At 40.3% G+C, this 23,515-nt stretch carries 13 protein-coding genes; 10 read left to right on the plus strand and 3 right to left on the minus strand.

The window, feature by feature from the left end; genetic code table 11:
• Positions 1 to 36 precede the first annotated feature (36 nt).
• Positions 37 to 1,764 carry an SDR family NAD(P)-dependent oxidoreductase gene (locus tag V7L07_RS29160; RefSeq protein WP_335062673.1) on the minus strand — a complete coding sequence of 576 codons (1,728 nt, stop codon included), beginning with the start codon at positions 1,762 to 1,764 and terminating at the stop codon, positions 37 to 39.
• A 276-nt stretch (positions 1,765 to 2,040) separates the two neighbouring features.
• Positions 2,041 to 7,491, minus strand: coding sequence for a beta-ketoacyl synthase N-terminal-like domain-containing protein (locus V7L07_RS29165; protein WP_335062675.1), 5,451 nt, complete (start codon positions 7,489 to 7,491; stop codon positions 2,041 to 2,043).
• A gap of 1,854 nt (positions 7,492 to 9,345) precedes the next feature.
• On the opposite strand from V7L07_RS29165, the gene V7L07_RS29170 reads away from it, so the two are divergent.
• The 10 genes from V7L07_RS29170 to V7L07_RS29215 all read left to right on the plus strand — a co-directional run bounded on the left by V7L07_RS29170 (position 9,346) and on the right by V7L07_RS29215 (position 21,594).
• On the plus strand, positions 9,346 to 10,554 hold the full coding sequence (locus tag V7L07_RS29170; RefSeq protein ID WP_335062677.1) for an ABC exporter membrane fusion protein: 1,209 nt from the start codon (positions 9,346 to 9,348) through the stop codon (positions 10,552 to 10,554).
• Between the two features lie 106 nt (positions 10,555 to 10,660).
• Positions 10,661 to 11,839, plus strand: coding sequence for an ABC transporter permease DevC (gene devC / locus V7L07_RS29175; protein WP_335062679.1), 1,179 nt, complete (start codon positions 10,661 to 10,663; stop codon positions 11,837 to 11,839).
• 104 nt (positions 11,840 to 11,943) lie between these two features.
• Entirely contained in the window at positions 11,944 to 12,948 is a 1,005-nt protein-coding gene (locus V7L07_RS29180) for an NAD-dependent epimerase/dehydratase family protein (protein WP_335062680.1), read from the plus strand.
• 198 nt (positions 12,949 to 13,146) lie between these two features.
• Positions 13,147 to 14,130: a glycosyltransferase family 2 protein gene (locus V7L07_RS29185; RefSeq protein WP_335062682.1), complete on the plus strand. Its 984-nt coding sequence runs from the start codon at positions 13,147 to 13,149 to the stop codon at positions 14,128 to 14,130.
• Between the two features lie 34 nt (positions 14,131 to 14,164).
• A complete protein-coding gene (locus tag V7L07_RS29190; protein WP_335062683.1) occupies positions 14,165 to 14,632 on the plus strand; it encodes a DUF2141 domain-containing protein in 468 nt (155 codons plus the stop codon).
• Between the two features lie 150 nt (positions 14,633 to 14,782).
• Positions 14,783 to 16,069, plus strand: a complete 1,287-nt coding sequence (locus V7L07_RS29195) for a glycosyltransferase (RefSeq protein ID WP_335062684.1) — start codon at positions 14,783 to 14,785, stop codon at positions 16,067 to 16,069.
• A 408-nt stretch (positions 16,070 to 16,477) separates the two neighbouring features.
• Positions 16,478 to 17,755 (plus strand): glycosyltransferase, encoded by a 1,278-nt coding sequence (locus V7L07_RS29200; protein WP_335062686.1) that lies wholly within the window; start codon positions 16,478 to 16,480, stop codon positions 17,753 to 17,755.
• A 75-nt stretch (positions 17,756 to 17,830) separates the two neighbouring features.
• Positions 17,831 to 18,109 carry a hypothetical protein gene (locus tag V7L07_RS29205; RefSeq protein ID WP_335062688.1) on the plus strand — a complete coding sequence of 93 codons (279 nt, stop codon included), beginning with the start codon at positions 17,831 to 17,833 and terminating at the stop codon, positions 18,107 to 18,109.
• Between the two features lie 1,146 nt (positions 18,110 to 19,255).
• Positions 19,256 to 19,759 carry a hypothetical protein gene (locus tag V7L07_RS29210; protein WP_334778738.1) on the plus strand — a complete coding sequence of 168 codons (504 nt, stop codon included), beginning with the start codon at positions 19,256 to 19,258 and terminating at the stop codon, positions 19,757 to 19,759.
• Positions 19,760 to 20,367: 608 nt separating this feature from the next.
• Positions 20,368 to 21,594 carry a hybrid sensor histidine kinase/response regulator gene (locus V7L07_RS29215; RefSeq protein WP_335062689.1) on the plus strand — a complete coding sequence of 409 codons (1,227 nt, stop codon included), beginning with the start codon at positions 20,368 to 20,370 and terminating at the stop codon, positions 21,592 to 21,594.
• Between the two features lie 78 nt (positions 21,595 to 21,672).
• On the opposite strand, the gene V7L07_RS29220 is transcribed toward V7L07_RS29215, so the two are convergent.
• Positions 21,673 to 23,400, minus strand: coding sequence for a hypothetical protein (locus tag V7L07_RS29220; protein ID WP_335062712.1), 1,728 nt, complete (start codon positions 23,398 to 23,400; stop codon positions 21,673 to 21,675).
• Positions 23,401 to 23,515: the final 115 nt, after the last annotated feature.

The following is a 23,515-nucleotide window of genomic DNA, read 5'->3' on the forward strand; positions in this document are numbered from 1 at the left end:
GGAATGCTATAGGTGTTGAGTGGTAAAAGAAGATTATTAGCTTCTGAGCATTTTCATTGACCAAATAATGGCATGAGCGCCGAGCATTCGTGAGTATATTTTACCTTGGCGATTGTGTATGATAAAGTTTGCGATCGCACTACTTGGTGTCTTAGCTAGTACTTCACAAGAAACGTAAAATGTTTCGTTATGTGGTATCGCTTCAAACTGTTCAAATTTTTCGACTTTTCCAGGTAAACAACCTTCTTCATGAAAGTGTTGTGTCCAAATCCATAAGGCGTGCATACTCAAGTCTGTTGTATAAGGATTTACCCATTGCACAGGGAATTGTCCTTGTTGCTGTGGTGTGAGTTCTGGCCACAGACATTCTGTTGTAATTTTTTCAGGAGTGATGTTTAAAACTCTCTTGACTTCTTGAAAACCAGGGCCGTGAAATAATGTAGCCCCACCATTTTGGTAAAATGCTTTTCCTGTGGCGGTAATAATATTATCTGGTTCGAGATTGAGAGATTCATAAGTTGGTGCAACTGGGATTTCTCGCTGGAGATTGAGTTGAGCGCTAAAGTGAAAATGGATTCTTCCTTCAGGGTTTTTACTCGATATTTTGGCTTTTAGTTCGATACTTTCAAGATTAACCTTGGAAATTTCCTCAATTTCTAAAATATGTTCTTTAGCTAATGTTTCATTGAAAGTAATTCCTTTCAAAACTTTAAAATCTTGGTAATTGAACAATCTGTAACCTGGATATAATTGTTCAGAAGCATTGATAATCCAAGTCATTGCACAAGTTGCTGGTAAAACTGGAGAACCAGCAATAGTATGATCGTGTAAAAATGGGTTAGCCTCCAATGTCATTTGGCGACGAATACGATAGGTTCGTAGTTCTGAATCTAACTCCACCGCCAGTGGAACTAGTGGGCTACCAATAACAACTTGTGCGGTTGCGTGATTGGCATTATCCATTTCTTTGACGAGCATTTGCGCCCCAACGGCAATGGGAATTATATCGATTTTTCGCTCTTGAAAAATCTTCTTTAATTCTGCTGTCACCATTCCACTGTCCCAAGCGCCCCAGTTGATAGCGACTACATGACATGAGGGATAACTTTGCTTAAATATATGGGCTGATTTGTTCAGAACTTCATTTGCGATCGCATAATCAGATTGTCCAGGATTTCCGTAAAAGCCTGTGACGGAAGAAAACAAAACTAAATGCTGAAGCTGATTAGGGTTGACGCAAGCTAACAGGTTTTCTAAGCCTTGAACTTTGGCGGTGTAAACCTTTTCAAAATCCTCTTCTGTTTTCTTTTCAATTAACTTATCAGCTAAGTTTCCCGCGCCGTGGATGATTCCGGTAATTGGGCCCAGATGTTGCACAGCAGTAGTAAGTTTTTCTTGTAAAGCTGGCGTATCTGTGACATCGACGCTGATATATTCGGCTTTAGCTCCGGTTTTTTCAATTGCTGCAAGAGTCTTTTTAATCTCGCGGCTGGAGGTAATTTTGTTATATATTTTTTGCACATTCATGGGTGTGGGCTTCTCTCCTTGAGAAAGAAGATTTTCCATGATGCATTTTTTCAATGCGGAGTCATCAGAATTTTGAGCATAATCTGGCTCGGTTTCTAATAATTCGGAGCGACCGAGGAGGATAAATTTGCAGGGTTGCTGTTGGGCTAGTCTGATAGTACACTCAGCCGTAATCCCTTTTGCACCGCCGCTCACGACAAAGACAGATGATGGACTAAGCTGGGCTGTTTGTGTCATAAATCCTCGTGAATACCTGCATAAATTGGGTTTTTTGATATACGAACCGCATTCGCGCAGCGTCTCGTTAGAGAAGGGCGCAAAGGACGCAAAGTAAGATAAAAAAGTAGTCTTTTTGTAGTGAAAAGCATACTAATAGCAGCCCTAAAAAAATTGTGAAATTCTCTGTTTATGTCTTCTCTTCCTTTGCGCTCTTCTCTAACGAGACGCTGCGCGAATGCAGTTCGTTAAAAACAGTATTTTTCACAACTCAAATAGGACTGCTACATCACCCTTTTAATCGGCAATAATGGTAACTCGTCCCTGTGAACCATACCCAACCTCACTAATATAAAGATTGGGGTCGTGAAGCTCGGCGATGATGTTTTTTACTGACTGTTTAGCGTCAAGTCTGGGACTTAGGTCGATCGCACGAGTAAATACCTTTGGCCATTCCCATCTCAGAGTTTTGGTTAATCCAAATAAACCAGCGCCGATCGCACCGAAGTTGACTTTGTACTCTAAACCAAAGGCTCCATCAAGGTGAGCAACTGTGCAAAAACAACTACGCCCATGCTTTGCAGCTTCGTTGAGGGAAGGTTTCAAGTGTTTCGCCATCAAAAATACGTGCTTGACGATCGCCTTTTCTGATTCGTTATAAGAAATACTCCCGGTGTGATTTCCTACAAACATTGGATGGAGATGGATGAAAGCCCCAATCGTTCCGCAGTGAGATGCGATCGCTTGCAATTGTTGTTGAAGATGTTCTTCACTCAAGTTTGCTAAGGTGACGCGGGTTACTCCTGTGGGTAAGGGCGCTTGTTGAGCGATGAGCGATTGGGGGAAGCTGATAACTACTACTTTCCAGCCTTTCTCGATTAAGGATTCAGCTAATTTATAAGTGGTGAGGGAACCATCATCGGTGATTAAACTGATGTGTCCCTCTGGTAATGTGAAATCCAAGTAATCGGGCTGTGGTAAACTTCTGAGTTTGACGAGATGGCGCTGGATATTATGCTCTAATTCATGTTCTAATTGGGGTGGCTGCTGTTGGACAAACTCAGGCTCAGACTTTTTTTTTTCACCTCCAGCCAACTGCTGTAGGTAATCAACTATTTGACCGATGGTGCGGAGGTCTCCAAGTTCTTCGATATTCGGTTTGGGTAAGTTGGGGTACATTTCTTGCATCGCCCCTAAGATTTCTACCCGTTTAATCGAGTCAATTCCTAAGTCGGCTTCCATGTCCATTTCCAGTTCCAGCATCTCGACTGGATAGCCGGTCTTATCGCTGGTGATAGCTAACAGGGTTTCACCTAAGTTTGCAAATTCATCACTGGTAGCGGCTTCTGGTTCTGGGGTGAATGCGACAACTACGCTTACTTCTGGTGTAGTAACTACCTCAACTACTGGTGCAGTCTCTACTGGAATCTCGGTTACTTGTTGTACTTCATGAACTGCAATTTCTACCGAAACACTTTGGGAAGCGTGGGATTGCAGATACTCTACAACTTGACCGATGGTGCGTTTTTCTGAGAGTTCTTCTAAATTGGGTTTTGGTAGGTTGGGGTACATCTCTTGTAGCGCCCCTAAGATTTCCACCCGTTTGATGGAGTCAATCCCTAAATCAGCCTCCATATCCATGTCCATTTCCAGCATTTCGACTGGGTAGCCGGTCTTGTCGCTGGTGATGGCTAAGAGATTTTTATCCAAGTCAACAATATCGATAGTTGCGCCAGATACAGGTGCAGCAGTTGTGGGTGCTGGTTCTGCAACAACTTCCTTGACTGGAGGTGAGCTAATTTTGACTACAACCTCAGCTTGGGGTTCTACTACTGGGACAGGTGGCGCGATTGTCTCGACAGTGGCGAAGTGCGGTGTGGGTAGTAGAGACGCGATTGATCGTGTCTCTGGGGATACAGGAGTTTCAACTACAGGCTCTACAGCAGCCGCCAGAGGTGCTTGGGTAACATTTAAGCCGTTTTTAGCTACAGGCTCAGTTACAGGTAAAGGCTGGCTTTCTACTATCTTGGTAGTAGTGGGTACTGGTGCATCAGTAACAGTTGTTTCTGTGGTGAACGGAGTGAAATTGCTGAGTTTCTCTGTTAGTTGAGTTGCTCCCTCACCTGAGATGATTTGAGAATACTCTTGCTGGATGAGTTGGAAAAAGCTTTTAGTATATTCCAGTTGCTCTTGGAGGTATTGCTCATGGATGCGTAGAGTTTCACCCTGTTGAGAATGAAACTGCATCATGCTACGCTCTAAGCTTTCCATCACAACTATCTTCATTTTGGCAGTTTCGGCTGTTGATTTACTTTCACTCAACAAGGAATTCTGCTGCTGCATCAGTTGGAAAAACGCTTTGGCGTATTCCATTTGATGATTGAGATAAGTACCGTGAACTTGTAAATTCTCGGCTTGATTTTCCTGGAACTGTGTCAGGAGGTATTCTAAACTTGCTAAAAGTTGTTCGTAATTTGTAAGTTTTTCTGGCGTTGGTTGCATCTTAGATTCCTGGACTGGTTGTGACAGGGTAACAGGATTCATCTGTTGCTCTGGCTGGGTGATGATATTAGCAGTCACACCGTTCATTGCTGGGGTAAGTTTTTTATGTCCGTTAGTTTCGATCACTGCTACAGGTGGAGTTACACCGGGGCTGCTAAATAAAGGAGCCGCTTCAGAATATTCGGGAGCGGGTAATGTGACTTTGTGTCCATCCTGCAAAGCAAGAGCGAAGGCATTTTTCGTTTTTTCGGATCTGTAGTTGATGCCGTTTAAACGCACATTTAATGTCTTCTTCGTCTCAACTGGGGGGATAGTTTGGGGAAGTTGGTAAGGATCGAGGTTATTCAAAGTCAAACCAATTACCCGTAACTGCACAACTGCTTCTCGCAAAGAGCGATCGCTATTCTTTTGAGTGCTGGGATTCAAAGATACGGTAATATGTGGGCGATCGCCAAGAATCTCTTTTACCAAGTTGCTAAGAATTCTCCTCGGCCCAAATTCCACGAAGCAAGTACCACCCGCCGCATAGATATTTTCAATTTCCTGCTTAAACAACACTGAGTTGGAAAGGTGCGTTTCCAGGATTTTTTGAATATTTTGGGCTTCTTTGGGATACTGTTTACTGGTAACGTTGCTGTAAACAGGGATTTTGGGAGTTTGGAACTTGACAGACTTGGTAGCGATCGCAAAGGATTTCTGAGCAAAGGCAATTAACGGTGTGTGGAAAGCTGCTGAAACAGGCAACAATACAGCTGTATATCCTTTCTCGTGTAAAATCTCTCTGACTTTCGCTATTTCTGCGGTAGGCCCAGCCAAGACAAATTGAGTGGGAGAATTTTGATTAGCGATCGCAACTTGCGGAAAATGCCTCAGCACTGCTTCCACTTTGCTGATGTCTTCTTTGACAGCCAGCATACTTCCCGCATCATGATCTGGGTCTTCAGGAGCCGCCATTGCTTGACCCCTAGCTTTCACTAAGAACAAGTAATCTTCTGTACTCAAAACCCCCGCAGCCCATAGTGCTGTCAGTTCACCAAAGCTATGTCCCGCCACAAAATCTGACTTAAATCCAGCTTGTTGCAATATGCTGTACATCCCTGCACTCAACACCCCGATGGCTGGTTGGGCATATTCTGTGCGTTGTAAGGCAGCAATTTGGACATTTTTTTCTGCCTCTCCAAACACAGGATGAGGGAAAACTATCTCTGACAACGGCTGCAAATTATCTTTGAGCAAGAGGCTATCCATATAACCATGAAGACGGCGCATCAAAGGAAAATTCATCACCAGTTCGCGTCCCATCTCCAGGTATTGGGAACCTTGCCCAGAAAATAGAGAGACAACTTTTCCGCCCAACTCCATACCAGAGGAACGGTAATAAATCCCTTGGGGATGCTCCCAAGATGCTGCTGAACCTTTGAGTTTCAGCCAGTCAATGCTAGTTTGCAAGAACTTGCAAGCTTCTTCGAGATTCTCAGCAACAAACCCAAATCGGGGAGCAGAGAGGGGAATTTGTTGTGATTTGCACTCATTGACTAATTGTGAGTAATGTCTAAGTGCTTCAGGCGATACTCCTGCGGAGTCACTTCGTGAACGCAACTTACCTAAAATCTCTTCCGATTTGCTCAACAATTGCTCTACTGTGGGAGCAAACAACAGCACTTCACTAGCACCACTGTGTAAGCGGTAAGCGGCGTTTTGGTCAGCTTCATATTCTTCCAAAACGACATGATAGTTTGTTCCACCAAAGCCGAAAGAACTTACACCTGCGCGTCTTGGTGCTTCCCCTTCTGGACGAATCCAAGGTCTAGTTTCGGTATTCAAATAAAAGGATGAATTTTTAATGTTGAGTTTGGGATTTGGCTCAGTGATGTTAATTGTCGGTGGTAATACTTTATGATGTAAAGCCAAAGCAGTTTTAATCAAACTCGCCGCACCCGCAGCCGCTTTTGTGTGTCCGATTTGCGATTTCACACTACCCAAAGCGATGTGCTGCTTTTTGTCATCATGTACATCAAAGAAGTCTTTTAAAGAACCGAATTCTGTCGGATCTCCAGCCATTGTACCTGTGCCATGTGCTTCCATCAAACCAACAGTAGCGGGAGAGAAGCCGGCATCTTCATAAGCACGTTCTAAGGCTTTAACTTGGCCTTCTTTACGCGGAGCATAAATGCTCTTGTAGCGTCCATCGCTGGAAGTACCAATACCTTTAATTACGGCATATATTTTATCGTTGTCCCGTTCCGCATCTTCTAACCGTTTGAGGACAATCATCCCGATACCTTCACCCAGCATCATCCCATCAGATTTAGCATCGAAAGGTTTGACATTTTCGCTAGGAGAAACCGCCGGTGTTTTGCTAAATGAGATGTAAGCCATGATGGTGTTATCGGTATCAACACCACCAGTTAGCATCATGTCAGAACGATGCTCAACTAGTTCGCTGATTGCCATTTTTAAAGCACCGAAGGAACTAGCGCAAGCAGCATCAACTACACAATTCATCCCGCCAAAATTTAGGCGATTGGCAATTCTACCCGCGACTACGTTAGCTAACATTCCAGGGAAAGCGTTCTCATCCCACTTCACGTAAGCGCTTTTGATTTTTTCAACGATTTTTTGGGTATCTTCGTCAGATAAACCACTGCTTTTGAGTGCTTTTTCCCAAATCGGATATTCCAACCTGGCAGAAAGTGGCATTCCTAATTGCTTGGCCATCGCCACGCCTAAGATTACCCCAACCATCTCGCGGTTAAACTCACGTTTTTCGCCATAACCAGCATCTTCCATCGCCTCTTTCGCAACTACTAAACTTAATAGTTGCGATACATCTGTGACTTCTAAAATACTAGGTGGTATGCCGAATTCCATCGGGTTAAAATCTACCTCTGGAAGAAACCCACCTCTTTTACAGTAAGTTTTATCTTCAGTAGTTCTCGGATTAGGATCGTAATAATCTTCGACGCTCCAATGGGTGGAAGGAACATCAGTAATACAGTCAATTTTGTTTACAATATTTTGCCAGTATTCTCGTAAATTTCTAGCTTTAGGTAATAGAGAAGCCATCCCAACGATGGCGATAGGATTGTGTTGTAATTGTCTGTTAATTTTGTTGATTGACACTGATTTATTTGGCTTATCTGACTTCATCTTTTTTTCCTCAATAGACCTCATCACAGCCTGTTCACAATTATTGACAAGGCTCTCTAACTCCGCTAAGGCAGTATCAATTGAATAAGCAGACATAGGGCATAGTTAGTACTGTGGATTGTGTAGCTACAGTAATTTCTGTTGCCTACTAAATAATGAAAATCTCTCGTCTTGTTAGCAGCTAGCTATCCTATCTGCCTCCAAATCGACACCACACGATACATACTGGCCTTATAAAGCCTTAGAAGGCGATTTTGGTACGCAGCGTAGGCGTAGCCCGTCGTAGACATCGCGAAAAAATGTTATACAACGCTAGACTCTTAATATTGGGTCAATCAATTTCGGATTTTAGATTTGTGTTAGCGAGTCTTAAAGTGTCTTTTAGATTTGTTTCACCTACAATAAGTACAGGATGAACCAAAAAAATCCAAAATCCAAAATCTAAAATGTTTTGAGCAATGATATCCTACTGGAGCGATGAAAACTGAGGAGTAGCTAAGAGAACAGAAGCGTTTTTTCACCCGAAACCGTTTGATTATCTAGCCCAACCACAACAATATAGCTGGTGTTAATGACAACGTTCTGTATCTTGATGAATGTCATAGCTAGTTTCAACGTCCGGGATAACATATTTTATGGTATTTGACCCAGTAAAGTTGACAAGTTCGTTACAGAAAAGACACCACCTTTAATCCGAGTTTATGTAAGTTAGAAAAGTAATTAAACGATCGTAAGGTGATGACAAAGCAGTTATCTTTAGTTATTTTTAATTTCAAAATATCAATTAAATAACTAGTTTGTATAACTACTTTAAGGCATTGAATTAATAAAAACAATAACACACTTTACAGAAACTAAATCATTCCTTTAAAGTTATTTTATAAATAACCCGATACTCTTACTGATGTGAATTTTGAATAAAAATCAGCAGAAAAGTATAATTTATAACTATAAAAATGTGTCAGAGATTCTCTTATCTATGGGTTAGACAGAAATATTCTCTTGAGTAAATCAACAGTACAAATTTGTTGTCTAGTAAGTAACAATTCAATGAATACATAGATAACTTGAATAACCATAAGTATTTTTTCTCAGAGAAACATCATAATTGAACTAAAGTTATTGGTCATTTTTCAATATAAGTCAAGTCAAGAAGTAAAGCAGTTATGTATAAAGCAAATGTTAATTTTTAGTATGTTACTTGCTAAACATAATATGGGTGAAATGAGTCTCCAGTCAAAAGTTAACCGAAAACAAGTCTTAGGGTTTCCATCTACCCGCTCTGCAATCAATCAATTGCAGTGTTCATAGCTCAAGTATTGGCAATTCATATAGACGCAGAGCGGCTTCTCGCAGGGTATTACCCCTACTATGAATCGCTACAAGAATGTCTTATAGTACACAACCTTGTTAATAATAATCTGTTAGTAATATCAAATCTGCTTAATAACTAACTATTGGTTAGTATTCAATTGCTAGACAATAAATTAGTAATAAGTAAATACTTCAGTCTCTAATCCAACTATGATAAAAATTTTAGTAAGAGAATCAGGACTTATGCGAATTTAATTGGTTGACAAAGCTCAATTTTCACGCCATACTTAATAACAAGTTTATCCAACCTTTGAGTTCATTTTTATTAGCGCTTCGTTGTTTTTGAGAATTAAGTTTTCTGGCTAGCGCGATTGTATTTTACGCTACTGGACTAGATATCAAATTAGGATATAACTTAGGAAGCTTTGAAGTAACACGCCATTAATTTTCACGCCACAATAGTAAATTTGGGCGGTAAAAGCGTACAAAAATCATATAAAACCAATTTAGATTCATCCACTTGATTAAGGTAGAAAACCTAGAGGAAAAGCCTCTTGGTAATTTGCGGATGAGTCTATTGTAATCGACTAAATATAACCAGGTTATCCCCTACAAAAGCAGAATTGGAATGAAAATATGGCAGTAAATAAAGAAAGTCGATTATTCACAAAACCCGTAGGCCGATCGCAACTAATTTTAGCAGCTTCTCTGACTTTAGCGGCTGGATTAATCGCTTTCTATAGTTTGACACCCTATTGGTCTAAACCGAAAGTTGTGACAGCGCCAGTGAATCCTCCGAAAGCTGCCACGCCTGCGAAAGTTGCGGTGACAGCCTTGGGACGTTTAGAACCAGAAGGCGAAGTTACTACTTTGACTGCTCCTACTTCTAATAATGGGGTACGAGTAGACAGACTGTTGGTGAAAGAAGGAGATACGGTTAAAGCAGGGCAATTATTAGCCTATTTAGAAAATTATGGTCGTTCTAGAACCGCATTACAACAGGCTTTAGACCAGTTGCAAGTTGCCAAAGCGAAATTAGCGCAGGTGAAATCTGGAGGTAAAACCGGAGATGTCGATGCTCAAAAAGCTGTAATTGCCCGGTTAGAGCCACAATATAAAGGGGATATTGCCACACAACAGGCGACAATCGATCGCATCCAGGCGGAAGTAGACAACGCTCAAGCTGAGAATAATCGCTATCAGCAATTATATAAACAAGGTGCGATCGCGGCTTCTGTAGCAGATACCAAAGCTTTGCAACTAAAGACTACACAACAGCAGCTAACAGAAGCGCAAGCCACCCTCAAGCGGACTCAAGACACATACCAAGAACAACGCAAACAAGCAGAAGCGCAACTCAAGAGTATAAGCGAAGTGCGTGGTGTAGATGTTCAAGTTGCACAAACCGAAGTCAACAGTGCAACAACTTCTGTGCAACAAGCAAAAGCCGACTTGGATTTAAGTTATATCAAATCTCCCATCGATGGCAAAATTTTGAAAATTCACGCCAAAACTGGAGAAGTCATCAGCACCAGCAGAGGATTTGCTGAGATAGGTAAGACATCTCAAATGTATGTGATTGCAGAGGTGTATCAAACCGATGTTCAAAAAGTGCGTGTAGGACAAAAAGCCACCATTACCAGCACTGCATTTCCTGGAACATTAAAAGGAACTGTCAAAGTGATTGGTTGGCAAGTTGACAAGCAAAGCATCTTCAGCCTTAACCCTGGTTCAGATACAGACCGCAGGATAATTGAGGTCAAAATCTCCATCGATAATGCCGCAGATAGTGAAAAGGTAGCTCGTTTAACTAACTTACAAGTGGATGTTGCCATTCATATTTAGTCTATTAGGCATTAGTTATTAGTCATTCACAAATGACCAATGACCAATGACAAATGACATAGGCGCTTTGCCTTCCCGCAGGGTATGACAAATAACAAATAAATCCATGATTTTCAAAATTCCTTTAGCATGGCTACAGCTAGCCCAGCAAAAAGTTCGTTTACTAGTAGCTGTAGCCGGAATTGGTTTTATTGTGCTGCTCATGTTTGTGCAACTTGGTTTTCAAGATGCTCTCTATTCCAGCGCAACCGCAGTACATCAAAATCTCAAGGGAGATTTATTTTTAGTTAGTTCGCAATATAAATCTTTGACCTCAAATCAAAGCTTTTCGCGGACTCGTTTATACCAATCTTTAGGGTTTGATGGCGTAGAGTCAGTTAGCCCGATGTATTTGCAATTTGCCAAACTAAAAAATCCGGCAACTGGTGAGAAATATTCAATATATGTTATTGGTTTCGATCCAGGTAAACCTGTGATAAATCTCCCAGAAGTTGAGAAAAATTTAGATAAACTCAAAATTCCCGATGTCATGCTTTTTGACCGGGGTTCTCGTCCGGAGTTTGGCCCAATAGCTGAAAAATTTAATGCGGGAGATACTACACAAACAGTCGAAATATTTCCCTTCAATTCATTAATTGGCTATAAAGTTAGAATTGGTGGCTTATTCACCTTAGGGCCTTCCTTTGGGGTAGATGGCAATTTACTTGTCAGTGACTCAACTTTCTTAAGAATAAATCCCAATACTCGTCCGGCAGATATGATCGATATTGGTTTGATTTCCCTCAAACCTGGCACTAATGCAGAAACAGTACTAAAAAATTTGCAAGCAAGTTTGCCTAATGATGTCCAAATTTTTACACGTCAGGGCTTCATTGATTTTGAGAAAAAATATTGGGCTGTTAGAACACCCATTGGTTTTATACTTAACTTGATGTTGACAATGGCTGCGGTTGTTGGTGTAGTAATTGTTTATCAAATTCTTTACAGCAATATTGCTACACAATTCGTTGCTTATGCAACTTTAAAAGCCATAGGTTATGCCAATAGATATTTGTTGAATGTGGTATTTCAGCAAGCTTTAATTTTGGCAATCTTAGGTTACATCCCAGGATTTATTACTTCTGTATTGTTGTATAGTTTTGCAGCAGATGCAACTAAGTTACCCATAGTAATGACTAATAATAATGCACTGCTCGTTTTAACTTCAACAGTTTTGATGTGTATCACTTCTGGGGCACTTGCTATCAACAAACTCCGCTCCGCAGATCCGGGAGATATTTTCTAAGCAAGATAAAAAACTCTAAGTAAACCTCCACTACAGTTTACTAGGCTTTTATTTTAATCCAAAATCCAAAATCCAAAATCCAAAATTGGCATACCCACTAATATATGAACCTCAACAACAAAACTCTTCTAATTACTGCAATTGATGAATTTGTCGGTTTGCGTACAGCAGAGTTAGCAATAGCACAGGGAATGAAAGTTCGTGGATTACAAAGTTCTACAGCAAAGAACAAACAATTACAGGATTTAGGTGTTGAGGTAATTATTGGTAACATCTCCGATTCTGCTATCGCTCAAAAAGCTTGTCAGGGTGTAGATATCGTTTTACATACAGATCAAATTGCCGAAGAAGCTGGTGCAATTAGCCATTTTCGTGATGTCAATGTTGGCGGTGCTGTCAACATGGCTAAAGCTGCTAAACAGTCTGGTGTCAAAACATTTGTGCATTTATCCAGTGTGATGGTTTACGGTTTCAACTATCCTAATGGTATTACAGAATCCGGGCCACTATCTGGCGATAATAATCCCTACTGTCAAACGAAAATAGAAGCTGAAACAGCAGTTTTAGAACTAAATAATCCCTCAGACTTTGGCATCATTATTATTAGGGCTGGAGATGTTTATGGGCCTGGAAGTATCCCCTGGATAGTCAGACCAATTCTGATGATGCGTCAAAAATTATTTGCCTGTGCCAATGATGGTAAAGGAGTAATCAATCATGTATATATAGATAACCTGATTGATGGCATCTTTCTGGCGATGGAAAAAGAAACCTACGGTGAAATATTTAATATCACCGACGGGCAAGAAACTTCTTGGAAAGAGTATTTCATGCGTTTAGCAGCAATGGAAGGGTTACAAGCACCCCTTTCATTACCGAAGGATGAAATTAAGTTGTTTCTCAAGCTACGTGTTCAAGGGCAAAAACTTTTTCGGAAAAAAGTTGATATCTTACCAGAGTCTATAGATTTTATGACTCGTCCTTACGCTTGTTCTATTGTCAAAGCCCAAAATCTGTTAAATTATAAACCAAAAATTGACTTAGAATCAGGAATGCAGCTAACACATGAATGGCTGCAAAAAACAGATATTCAAAGCTTGGTGAAATAGTTCACAGATTTTTTAAATCATTGTTGGATTGTAACTTAAAAATTAGATTCCCGACTTATTTAAGAAGTCGGGAATCTGGACACCACAAATTATTCTGACTTCTGGATTCTGAATTCCAAACTATTACATTGCATCTACCTAAAAATTCGCTGTAATTAAGCATAAAATAATCCACCATTTTCCGAATACTTGTTTTATATGAGTAGCAATCAGCCACGATTGAGCATCGGATTACCTGTATATAATGGTGAAAAATTTATCAAAGAAGCCATAGATTCACTCTTGGCTCAGACTTTTGAAGATTTTGAGCTAATTATTTCAGATAATGCTTCTACAGATAAAACAGAGGAAATTTGTAGAGCTTATGCCGAACAAGACCAACGTATTTGTTACTACCGTAATGATACAAATATTGGTTGCGCGCGTAACTTCAATCGCGTTTTTGAATTGTCTTCGGGTGAGTACTTTAAATGGGCAGCTTATGATGACCTACATTCTCCAGATTTTATCGAGAAGTGTATTGAGGTGCTTGACCAAGATTCAACGATAATCTTGTGTCATTCCCAAGTATACTTCATTGATGAACAGGGGAATTTTCTCCAAAACTACGATATCAAACTCAAGGCAGATGCACTAAAACCACACGAGCGTTTTCACGAATTGCTGACGAAGCATTTATGTTATCAATGTTATGGAGTAATTCGCGCTAGTGCCTTGAGAAAGATACCACAGATGGGTGGTTACGGTAATGCAGATGGAATTCTCTTGTTAAGACTTGGTATTCTTGGTAGATTCTATGAAATCCCTGAATACCTGTTTTTTGCCAGAAGTCATCCACAACAATCAATGAGTATGTTCTTTCCTAATTATTTATTCTTAGGAAAGAAAAATAGAAAATCTTCATTGAATATTCTGCCGGATTTTTATGGGTATGCAGTGTGGTTTGATTCAGCAAATAAAGGGAAAACTTTATTGCCACATTGGAGAATCATCTGGGAGTATATACTCTCTATTTGGCGTAGTTCCCTGAGTTTGAATGAGCGGCTGTGTTGTCATAGAAGTCTACATCAGCAATTAAAAGGAACAGAATATCTTTTGCTGAAAGATATTCTCAAGGTGCTGCAAGGACTTGGAAAAGGTTGGCAGCCAGTATCAATTAAACAACAGCAAGTCACATTTTAAACGAATCGAAATAATTTATTGCAACTACAAAATTATGCTGAAACTATCTCAATTATCTCATGTTTTACTTGTTGCTTTAGTGAGCATCAGCTTTGCTAAAACAGTGAATGCAGAGCCAACTGCAACCCTAAGTGTTGTAGTAAATGGAATACATCACCAAAAAGGTGAGATTTGCTTCAGAGTTTACGCAAGTGAAAAAGGATTTCCGATGAGTAACTCTAGTGGATCTCAAAGTGGTTGCGTTAAGATTACTGGCACTTCTGTAAAAAAAGAATTCTCCGGTTTGAAGCCTGGAACTTATGCTGTTGCCGTAGTTGACGATCAAAATGGCGATCGCAAACTCAATAAAGACTTTTTTGGTATTCCCACAGAAGGTTTTGGAATTTCCAAAAATCCAACTGTGTCCATACAAACAGGTACACCAAAGTTTCGTGATGCCAGTTTTGTTGTAAACAAAAATACAACAGTTAACATCATCATGAAATATTCGCTTGATTCGTAAAGGAATTGGGGCTGGGGACTGGGGACTGGTGACTGGCTTTCTAGAAGATATTTCTGATTCCTAATCTCTAATCCCCAATCCCTAATCCCTAATCCCTAATCTCTAATCCCCAATCCACAATGCCTCATTCTGTCGGAGATTAAAAATTTAATGGAAGATTTGGCAATATTTCTGTCTAAGTCTTTGATGGGTTGGCTGGTTATTCAGGTGTGTTTAACGCTTGTCTTTATATGGTATCTGCGGTCATCTAAAAAAAACTTATTACCAGATGACCAGTTGCCCAAAACAGCAGTGATTCTTTGCTTACGCGGTGCAGATCCGTTTTTGCCTAGATGTTTGCGATCGCTCCTAAATCAAAACTATCCACAGTATGATTTAAAGTTAATCGTTGATAGTCACGAAGATCCTGCCTGGAAAATTGCTAGTGAAACTATCACAGAACAAGAAGCAACCAACGTTCAAATCAGCCCTTTGAGAATAGTCCGCAACAGTTGTAGTCTCAAATGCAGTTCTTTAATCCAAGCTGTCCGTGAGTTAGACGACTCCTACAAGGTGGTTGCCTTAGTCGATGCTGATACTATAGTTCATCTGAATTGGCTGCGAGAATTAGTCAGTCCTCTAGGCGATCCTAAAGTCGGGGCGACAACAGGTAATCGTTGGTATGTACCGACAGGTAGATATTGGGGTTCTTTAGTGCGCTACGTCGGCAATGTATCTACAGTAGTGCAAATGTTTATCTTCCAGATTCCTTGGGGTGGAACTTTGGCTGTGAAAACTGAAGTGCTTCGCCAAACAGGACTCCTAGATAAGTGGGGACAAGCTTTAGGCGAAGATTTTATGATGCACGATATCCTGAAAAAACATGGTTTTCAGGTAAAGTTTGTACCTTCGCTGCTGATTGTAAATCGTGAAGAGACTGATTTATTCAACTTAGTAGACTATCTCAAACGCCTTATCCTTTATTCTCGACTCTATCACCCACGTTGGTTAGCTCTTGTTAGTGAAGCTGTTTCTAGCATTTTGTTTCCAACTTTACTAATCATTTTAGTTCTAGAGTCGTTGTTAGAGGCAAAGTGGGAAGCTGCGGTTTTGTTGTTAGTTTGCTATGGGGTCTATACTGTCGGATTACTATTGGTAATGCTGGTGCTGGAATTAGAGATACAGCGAGTGGTTCGTTCTAATGACCAAGCGATGCCTATGGGCAACCTGTTGCACGTCTACGCAAAATTATCAGCTGCTACAATTATCAGAATGTTAATTGGGATTCCCTTAACACAGTGGGTTTATGGGTTAGCGATGCTATCATCCCTGTGGGTTTCAACAGTCACCTGGCGTGGTGTCAGCTATCGCGTTCAAGGGCCCTGGAATGTCAGCCTAGTGGAATATCGCCCTTATCAATGGTTAGATCAACCAATTGATAGCAAAGTTTCTCTTTGAATTTAATCGCTAGATATGAACTAGGGTATGAAAGTTATTACACTAAACATTCCCTAGTCTTCAAATTATATTATCTTATATTTAGTAGAACTATATTAGCTATAACCCTTGTCAAAATACACGCTTTTTCTTGTTGATTAACAAAAATATTTGCATTAATGACAAGGGTTTAGATAAATATATTAAGGGGAATTTTGACTTAGTATTTTGGATGTTTTGATATTTTCAATCCAGGTTTATAAACATCCGCTTCAAATCGATAATTTCGGCCATTTGACAATGCGTGAATCCTTAGTCTAACTGTATTAGTGGGGAATTTTGAGCCAAATAATCAGGATACTCATAAAACATTTGCTGCGTAAATCCTAAGTTCCAAACCAGAATTTTTGTGAAATATTCCCCTTTATTATGACTAAGCAAAAACTTCGCATTGCATTGTTTACAGGGTTGTACGCTCCTTTCTTGACTGGAGTTTCTGTTGCAGTTCACCAACGGGTTCGTTGGTTGCTAGAACAGGGACATGAGGTTTTTCTAATCCATCCGCAAATCAACGATCGCTACCCCAAAAATGTCGGCGATCGCCCCATGCCAGGTTTAGAGGAAATTCAGTCTTTCCCTAATTTCTCTGCTTACGCATTCCCCACACAACCACTAGTATTCTACAAGTCTCTTCCTCAACCATTGAGCTATCGGCATTGGAGTGATACCAAGTTGCTGGAGAAATTCAAACCCGATATTATTGTGGTTGAAGAAGCCGCACAAATGAGAGGTTTATATTCATTTTTCTTGCAAGGCTATGGTCGCCCAATTGGCACTGAATACGCAAAACGAACAGGCACGCCCATAATATCACTCTTCCATACAGATATCGTCGCATATATCAAATATTACTTTGGAGATCGCTTCTTCAATTTGGTTCGTCCGCTCATTCCCATTTTAGTCAAGCAATTTAGTGAGTCTTATGACTTTAATTACTTCTCTTCTAAAGAACAACTGACTAAATACGAAGAACTGAAATGCCAACGCGCCGAATACGTCGCTTATCAAGGCATCGATTGCGAAAAATTTCACCCGCGAAATATCTGTTACGACCCAATTCCTAATGATAACCGACCAACTCTTTTGTTTGTCGGACGCATCACACCCGAAAAGAATGTCAGCCAACTGCTTGATATATTTCCAGTCATCGCTGCCAAAATTCCTGATGTCCATCTGGTAATTGTTGGTAGTGGCCCGCTAGATGAAGAGATCCGTGAACGTGCGAAAAAGTTTGGATCGAGTATTACTATATGGGGTGAGTCTCATGGTACAGAACTTTTAGGTTGGTTTGCCAGAGCAGATATTTTTGTCAACCCCTCTGTCACTGAGAACTTCTGCACTACAAATAACGAGGCATTAGCATCTGGAACCCCTCTAGTTGCGGTTGTTGCACCGTCAACCTCAGAACAGGTATTTCCCGGTCATAACGGCTTTCTTGCCCAACCTAACAACCCCACAGATTTCGCCCAAAAGGTAATTGCGATTCTGGAAAATCCTGATTTGAAAGCAGACATGACTAGACATGCTCGCCCCTCTATACTTGACTTTGATTGGTCGGCATGTATGCAGAAATTTGAACACAAACTTTACCAAATCGTTGAAGGATCGCAGAAGGTGGAGGTAGGTAGAGGTAGTATAAGACACTAACCATAACAAACACGATCGCTAGTATTTACAGTACTGGCGATCGCTAATTAGTTACTTTGACTAAGACAGTCCTATGTGCTGAAATTTTCAGCACCTCTGCAATTTATTGGTGATTCAGACGGTTTGTTTAGCTACCAATTGCTTTTAACTGAGTTTGGCGGATCTTACAGCTATTTTCAGGTAAATAGACCACGCGGTAGGAGTGCAAAGCCTTACGCTTCTACAATAAGAGTGGTTCAAATACATGAAAACTGCTGTAAGTCTACTATTGCGACTGCGACGAGTGTTCCCGAACCTAATTTTGCATTGGGTGCATTAACTTTTGCAACCTTACAGCACTTCCAGCAGCTATGAGGTACATCCTAAAAGCTGAAAGCGATGATAGGAGAGGGGCAAGGAGAAAACTATATTGTATAATAGCCTGAAGTGCTGTGAGTGTAGGTTTACGGCGGAAAGGTAAACATAAATCAGCCACCAGTCCTGTAAATCAATCCGCTTGGGTTAAGGCATAATGTTCAGAGACGTTGCAATGCAACGTCTCTATGCCTCGTTCCCAGTCTCCGACTGGGAATGCTCGTCGTTGAGGCTCCGCCTCCTTAGTAGCACCAATGACTAATAGACATCTCCGAAAAAGAATGTAAAGACGTAGCAGTGCTACGTCTCTACAAGGGTTCTGGGTAACGCATCTTTAATTTCTGGAGATGTCTAATGACTGATGGAGCAACATCTTCAATCTAAAGTTACGTGAATTCGATTGCTCATATAATATCTACCCAATTTGCTCAATCAAAAAACCTCTAAGAAGGTTTTACTACGCAAAACCGTCCCTCTCCGACTCGGAGAGGGACAGACTTGAACTTTAGTTCAAGGCAGGGAGAGGTTCGTCGAACTCACGTTAAAGTTCTATCAAACGGATGAATTAGCTGTAATGAGCTAAAATTTTGCATCTTGGGCTGATACCATTTCATTACTCCACTCTCAATATCTGTCCGGGAGCGATGCGATTTTGTGAGATACCTTGCTTCATTTAGGCAGTTCTTGCTGGGAGCAGGGACCAGGGGGATTAGAAATACTACAGGAGAAAGGAAAAGCGGAGAAACCCCATGTCAAAGTAGGAACGCAATTGAAAATTTCTATAGGTTTTTTCCCACTTCCTAATCTTTACTGTTAAACTTTTACTGAGTATTTTTTTAACTATATATTAAGAAAAAATTACTTAATCACTGGCAGATGCGAAAATCTATGAGAATACAGTAATAATTCAATTGCTAATTTTTCGCCTGCCCCCTTTGACAGATATTGTGTTGATACTACCTTTACATTCTCCCTTAATTGTAAAAATGAGATAATACACCAAATGATTGTTCGTTATATAATGCTTAGTATTACAGAGAAAAAGTCATCAAAACTTACCCATTTAACACTTTTGAATAAAAATTAATAGGGTAGAATCACTGAATATAGCTCAACTAGTTTTAAAATCAAAAGCAGGATTTTGCAATGATTAGCTTAAGTAATTCGGAAAACAGCACAGTTAGCAGCATAGCAGCCACTAAGAGGCTGGCAAGGGCAATGATGGTTTCTGGTGGAGAGTTTTCACTGTTATTAGCATGTTGTAACTGCGTTCAAAGACAAGAGCAAGTGCTGAATTTGTTAACAGAATTTTCATCAGCAGATATCCACGAAATTTTGCTCTCACCTACGGCTGACAAACTGTACACAGCGATTACAACTGAAATTGGTGCTACTCAACCCGATGCTTTGATGGTCAGGGGTTTAGAATCTGTAGTGGCAATAAACCAACTAATCATCAGTACCAATATCATGCGAGATGAGTTTCGGAAACAGTTTCGCTTCCCCTTGGTATTATGGGTAAATGATGAAATTTTGTCTAAGCTAGTCTGGTTAGCACCCGATTTCAAAGACTGGGCAGCCAGCACTATTAGATTTGATGTACCTAATAATCAGTTAGTTGAATCTGAACAACAAGCCATCAGCGCCTAATATTACCTGAGATTACTTTCAAAATCTTGCATACGCTAGGTTGAGCCAAGCAAAATTTCAGTTATTATTCTCTCGCATTATTTTATCAGATTATTTTAAGATTATTTTTATTGAACTTTCCTTTACCAAGGTGAGGTAAGGAATCTTGCAAGCTATTTTACTAGACAGCGGTGTAGATTCTCTTCCATAACACACTTTTCATCTAAATTAAGCTGTTACGTATACAACTTGCATTATCAGGGCGGGTAAGATACTCACCCCACAATCATAAGACGTAGGTTGAGTGGAGCAGAACGCAACCCAACATATAGGACTCCGATTTTATTTCTGAAAACGTCCTAAGACTGAAAAGCCTGTTTTATAAGGGCTTTATCTGAAATATTGTTCAAAAATCAGATATGAGTCCCATATATCAAGATGTTGAGTTACGTAAAGCCTCCAACACCACTTGCTACAACGCGGGGAGCCCGCGCAACGCAATGGCTCCCCAACCTACAATTTTTTTTTACAACATTTTAACCTTGCTATGCCACTACTTAAGATTTACTTTATAAATAGTCTCTTATTACTTGTAGATGTCTCAAAATTTCTTTTATAAAAAGTAGTTTATGAACGTGACCAGCATTTTACCAAACACACAGACAACAGAAGAAGTTCGGATTCTAATTGTTGAAGATGAGTATATCCTGTCTATAAATTTACAAGAAATTTTAGAATTGCTGGGATACACTGTTTTAGATATTATCGATTCGGCAGAAACGGCAATTGAGAAAGCTGGAGAACTACTGCCAAACTTGGTTTTGATGGATATGCAATTGCGGGGTGAAATGGACGGTATTCAGGCGGCGGAACTAATCTGGAATCGTTTTCAAATCCCTGTTATCTATATTACCGGACATTCTGACAAAAGCACTGTGGAACGGGCTAACATGACATTTGCTTTTGGTTACATCCTCAAACCTTTCAAAGAACAACAACTTTATGTTGCTATTCAAACAGCACTCAATCGCTATCGACGTGAGCAATTATCACAATCTCAACGGATAAATCGATTGAAAAATAATTTTCTAGCAACCGCCTCTAATGAAATGCGAATGCCTTTATTGAACATGAAAATGACAATTTCGGTGTTAGAAAATCTTCTGGAGCGAGAGGGCATTTTAAATTCAGAGCTACTTTCTCCATTTGAATCTGTAGCTGGCTACGTAACTATTCTGCATCAACAGTGTGAAGAAGGGCTAGATTCGGTGAACACTTTGCTGTCTCTGCAAATGATTGACACAGATGCATATCAATTAGAATTAACTTCATTTCAACTTCAAGACTGGCTTCCTCATCTAACCTTATATTTTCGAGAACTTGCTCAATCTCAGCAACAGATTTTCCAGGTTAGTATCCCCCACAATTTACCACCTATGGTTTCAGACTTAGAAGCTGTTACCAAAATTATCTCCGAATTACTCAACAATGCCTGCAAATATTCTCCTCCTGATGAAGAGATTAGATTAACTGTCCAGATGATCTATATTACAAAAAGTGTAATCAATAAAGATGAACAATCTGGTATGAAAATTAATTCTCAAGTGCCCTTATTTGAAATTACAGTTAGCAACTCTGGCGTAATAATTCCTAAAAAAGAGCAATCTCAAATATTCGAGCCATTTTATCGAATTCCTTACAACAATTTCTGGAAAATTGGCGGTACAGGATTGGGCTTGACATTAGTTAAGAAGCTTGTAGAATGCCTCCAAGGCACGATAGAAGTTAGCAATATTGCAGATTGGACAATATTCACAGTCTTACTACCATTAAGCCTGTCAGATTTAACATCTTAAGCGAACATTGTATTTCTCTTAATACACAAATAGGAAAAAAGAGATTTTACGAGTCACCTTGAAAAGGCTACTCTTATATTATTTGCTTTGACTTTGGAACTGATACCCACCCGCCTCAACTCTAAGCTTACCTTCCTTCCATGCCTGATCAATGGGGATTTTATTACCATCAGTACTTTGGTAAACAGCAAAATGCTTTTGCCAGTTGTGGTACTGTCCATTGCGCCAAACTTTTGGTAAACCAGAACTCTGATATTGGAGTTTTACCTGACCAAAAACTCCTTGATACTCAACCACTCCCCGATTAACCTGCTTGAGGTTTAAGAGCGACTTATTTACTATCGACTGCTGGAACTGTTCCCAACTACCGTAGGTTTCTTGTTCACCGACTTCTAGAGCAAATCCGGCTACTGTTTTCCCAGTACCCACCGCAGTCAGAATTTGGTCATCGGGATATCTTGAGTGAATTTTCTGGGTTGCTGTTGTGTTAATTCCCTCTAGGAGCAAATTAATTGGTGTCAACGCCAGCCATGTTTTTTCATACTTGATAAAAGTTACACTATTGTGAGTTTCTAACTTGGCAGACTTGGGCAAGAAAAATTGAAATGGCGCTTTAGGTTTATCATTGAGCCAGATAAGCAAATTGCGATACTGGGCAATGTTATCACCACCAATAGAAGAAGTAGACATCTTAGTGGGGTCTATTCCTGTTGATACAATAAAGTAATCAACACCGCGTTTTTGATTAAATGCCATCAACTTAAAGCCATTCCAGTCTCCACCGGAACCTTGAGCTAATGTGCCAAGCTGAAAAGAATTACCAAAATAGAGGGTTTCGTGAAACTGAGGTGCTTTATCTCCACCGGGTTTCCAGTTTTCGTAAGTTGGTTTAGAATTTAGCAGTTCCACAGGTTTTTTGAATTGCTTACGCGCTAAAGCCACAACAGCTATCGGAGGACGGTAGCTGCTAGTCAATAGGTGGACTTCATCGGAGTCCGGTTTAGGATCTGCTAAGGGTGAATCACCAAAGTACAACCCTAATTCATGGGTAGCGAGGGAACACCAAACACAATTCCCCTGATTATAATCGCGCTTACTTGGCCCACCAAATCCACCCCGCCAATACTTCAGCGCACCGGAAGTAAAAAACCAATCGAGTGCAGATTTAGCAAGTGACTTGACTTCTCGATCTTGAGCAAAGTCATAAAGATTTACATAAGTCGTAACAGCGTGTCCCAAGTAGTTTTCTGAATCCCATTCTCCTTGTCCAATTTGGTAGAGAGTGCGAACATTGCGGCGGATGCGTTCTTTATATATTTTGCGTGTCTCTTCGTTCCCAGTTTCTTCAGCAAACAAATAGACGGCAACTTCTCGCATTGCTTTTAAATTATCAGTATTGCGGCAGTCTACCCAAGTATTGCAATTATCGGTTGACTGTTCCCAAAATTTGCGAGGTTCGAGAAAGGTGCGTGTGAGCGGGTCTTTTTGAGTCAAAATCCCCATTGCTTCCTTCATGCGCTGGCGATATTTTGGGTCAAGATATTTGCCAAAATAGAAGTATTTGCGGACTTGACCTTTGAGGGTAAAACCAGAATAAAAGTCAATTCCTAAGGTGTGAGCATTTCTATCTGCATCTGCGTCTTCTGATTGCAGAAATGCGATCGCTTTTTCTCGATTACCTGCAAGAATGTCAATCATCGCTCTGGGATAGGATCTCTTCTCATTCTCGAAGGCTGTATTTCCATAGTGTTTACCTGCGAGTTGAGTAATTGCGGCTTGGGAACGCTGCTGAAATTCTGCTTCCATTTGTGGCGTCCATTGTAACTCTGGCTGAGACTGGGTATTGCCTAGCAGAAATAATAAGCAGATGGTTACAGCTAGTTCTGGCTTAATTGCTATAACTCTGATCCTCTTTAATTCG

Source organism: Nostoc sp. (assembly GCF_036916985.1).
Classification (GTDB): domain Bacteria; phylum Cyanobacteriota; class Cyanobacteriia; order Cyanobacteriales; family Nostocaceae; genus Nostoc.

Bases quoted from the DNA above. Each gene is read 5' to 3' on its own strand.
- V7L07_RS29160 (WP_335062673.1), bottom strand. From the start codon at position 1,764: ATGACACAAACAGCCCAGCTTAGTCCATCATCTGTCTTTGTCGTGAGC.
- V7L07_RS29165 (WP_335062675.1), bottom strand. From the start codon at position 7,491: ATGTCTGCTTATTCAATTGATACTGCCTTAGCGGAGTTAGAGAGCCTT.
- V7L07_RS29170 (WP_335062677.1), top strand. From the start codon at position 9,346: ATGGCAGTAAATAAAGAAAGTCGATTATTCACAAAACCCGTAGGCCGA.
- devC (WP_335062679.1), top strand. From the start codon at position 10,661: ATGATTTTCAAAATTCCTTTAGCATGGCTACAGCTAGCCCAGCAAAAA.
- V7L07_RS29180 (WP_335062680.1), top strand. From the start codon at position 11,944: ATGAACCTCAACAACAAAACTCTTCTAATTACTGCAATTGATGAATTT.
- V7L07_RS29185 (WP_335062682.1), top strand. From the start codon at position 13,147: ATGAGTAGCAATCAGCCACGATTGAGCATCGGATTACCTGTATATAAT.
- V7L07_RS29190 (WP_335062683.1), top strand. From the start codon at position 14,165: ATGCTGAAACTATCTCAATTATCTCATGTTTTACTTGTTGCTTTAGTG.
- V7L07_RS29195 (WP_335062684.1), top strand. From the start codon at position 14,783: ATGGAAGATTTGGCAATATTTCTGTCTAAGTCTTTGATGGGTTGGCTG.
- V7L07_RS29200 (WP_335062686.1), top strand. From the start codon at position 16,478: ATGACTAAGCAAAAACTTCGCATTGCATTGTTTACAGGGTTGTACGCT.
- V7L07_RS29210 (WP_334778738.1), top strand. From the start codon at position 19,256: ATGATTAGCTTAAGTAATTCGGAAAACAGCACAGTTAGCAGCATAGCA.
- V7L07_RS29215 (WP_335062689.1), top strand. From the start codon at position 20,368: ATGAACGTGACCAGCATTTTACCAAACACACAGACAACAGAAGAAGTT.
- V7L07_RS29220 (WP_335062712.1), bottom strand. From the start codon at position 23,400: ATGGAAGCAGAATTTCAGCAGCGTTCCCAAGCCGCAATTACTCAACTC.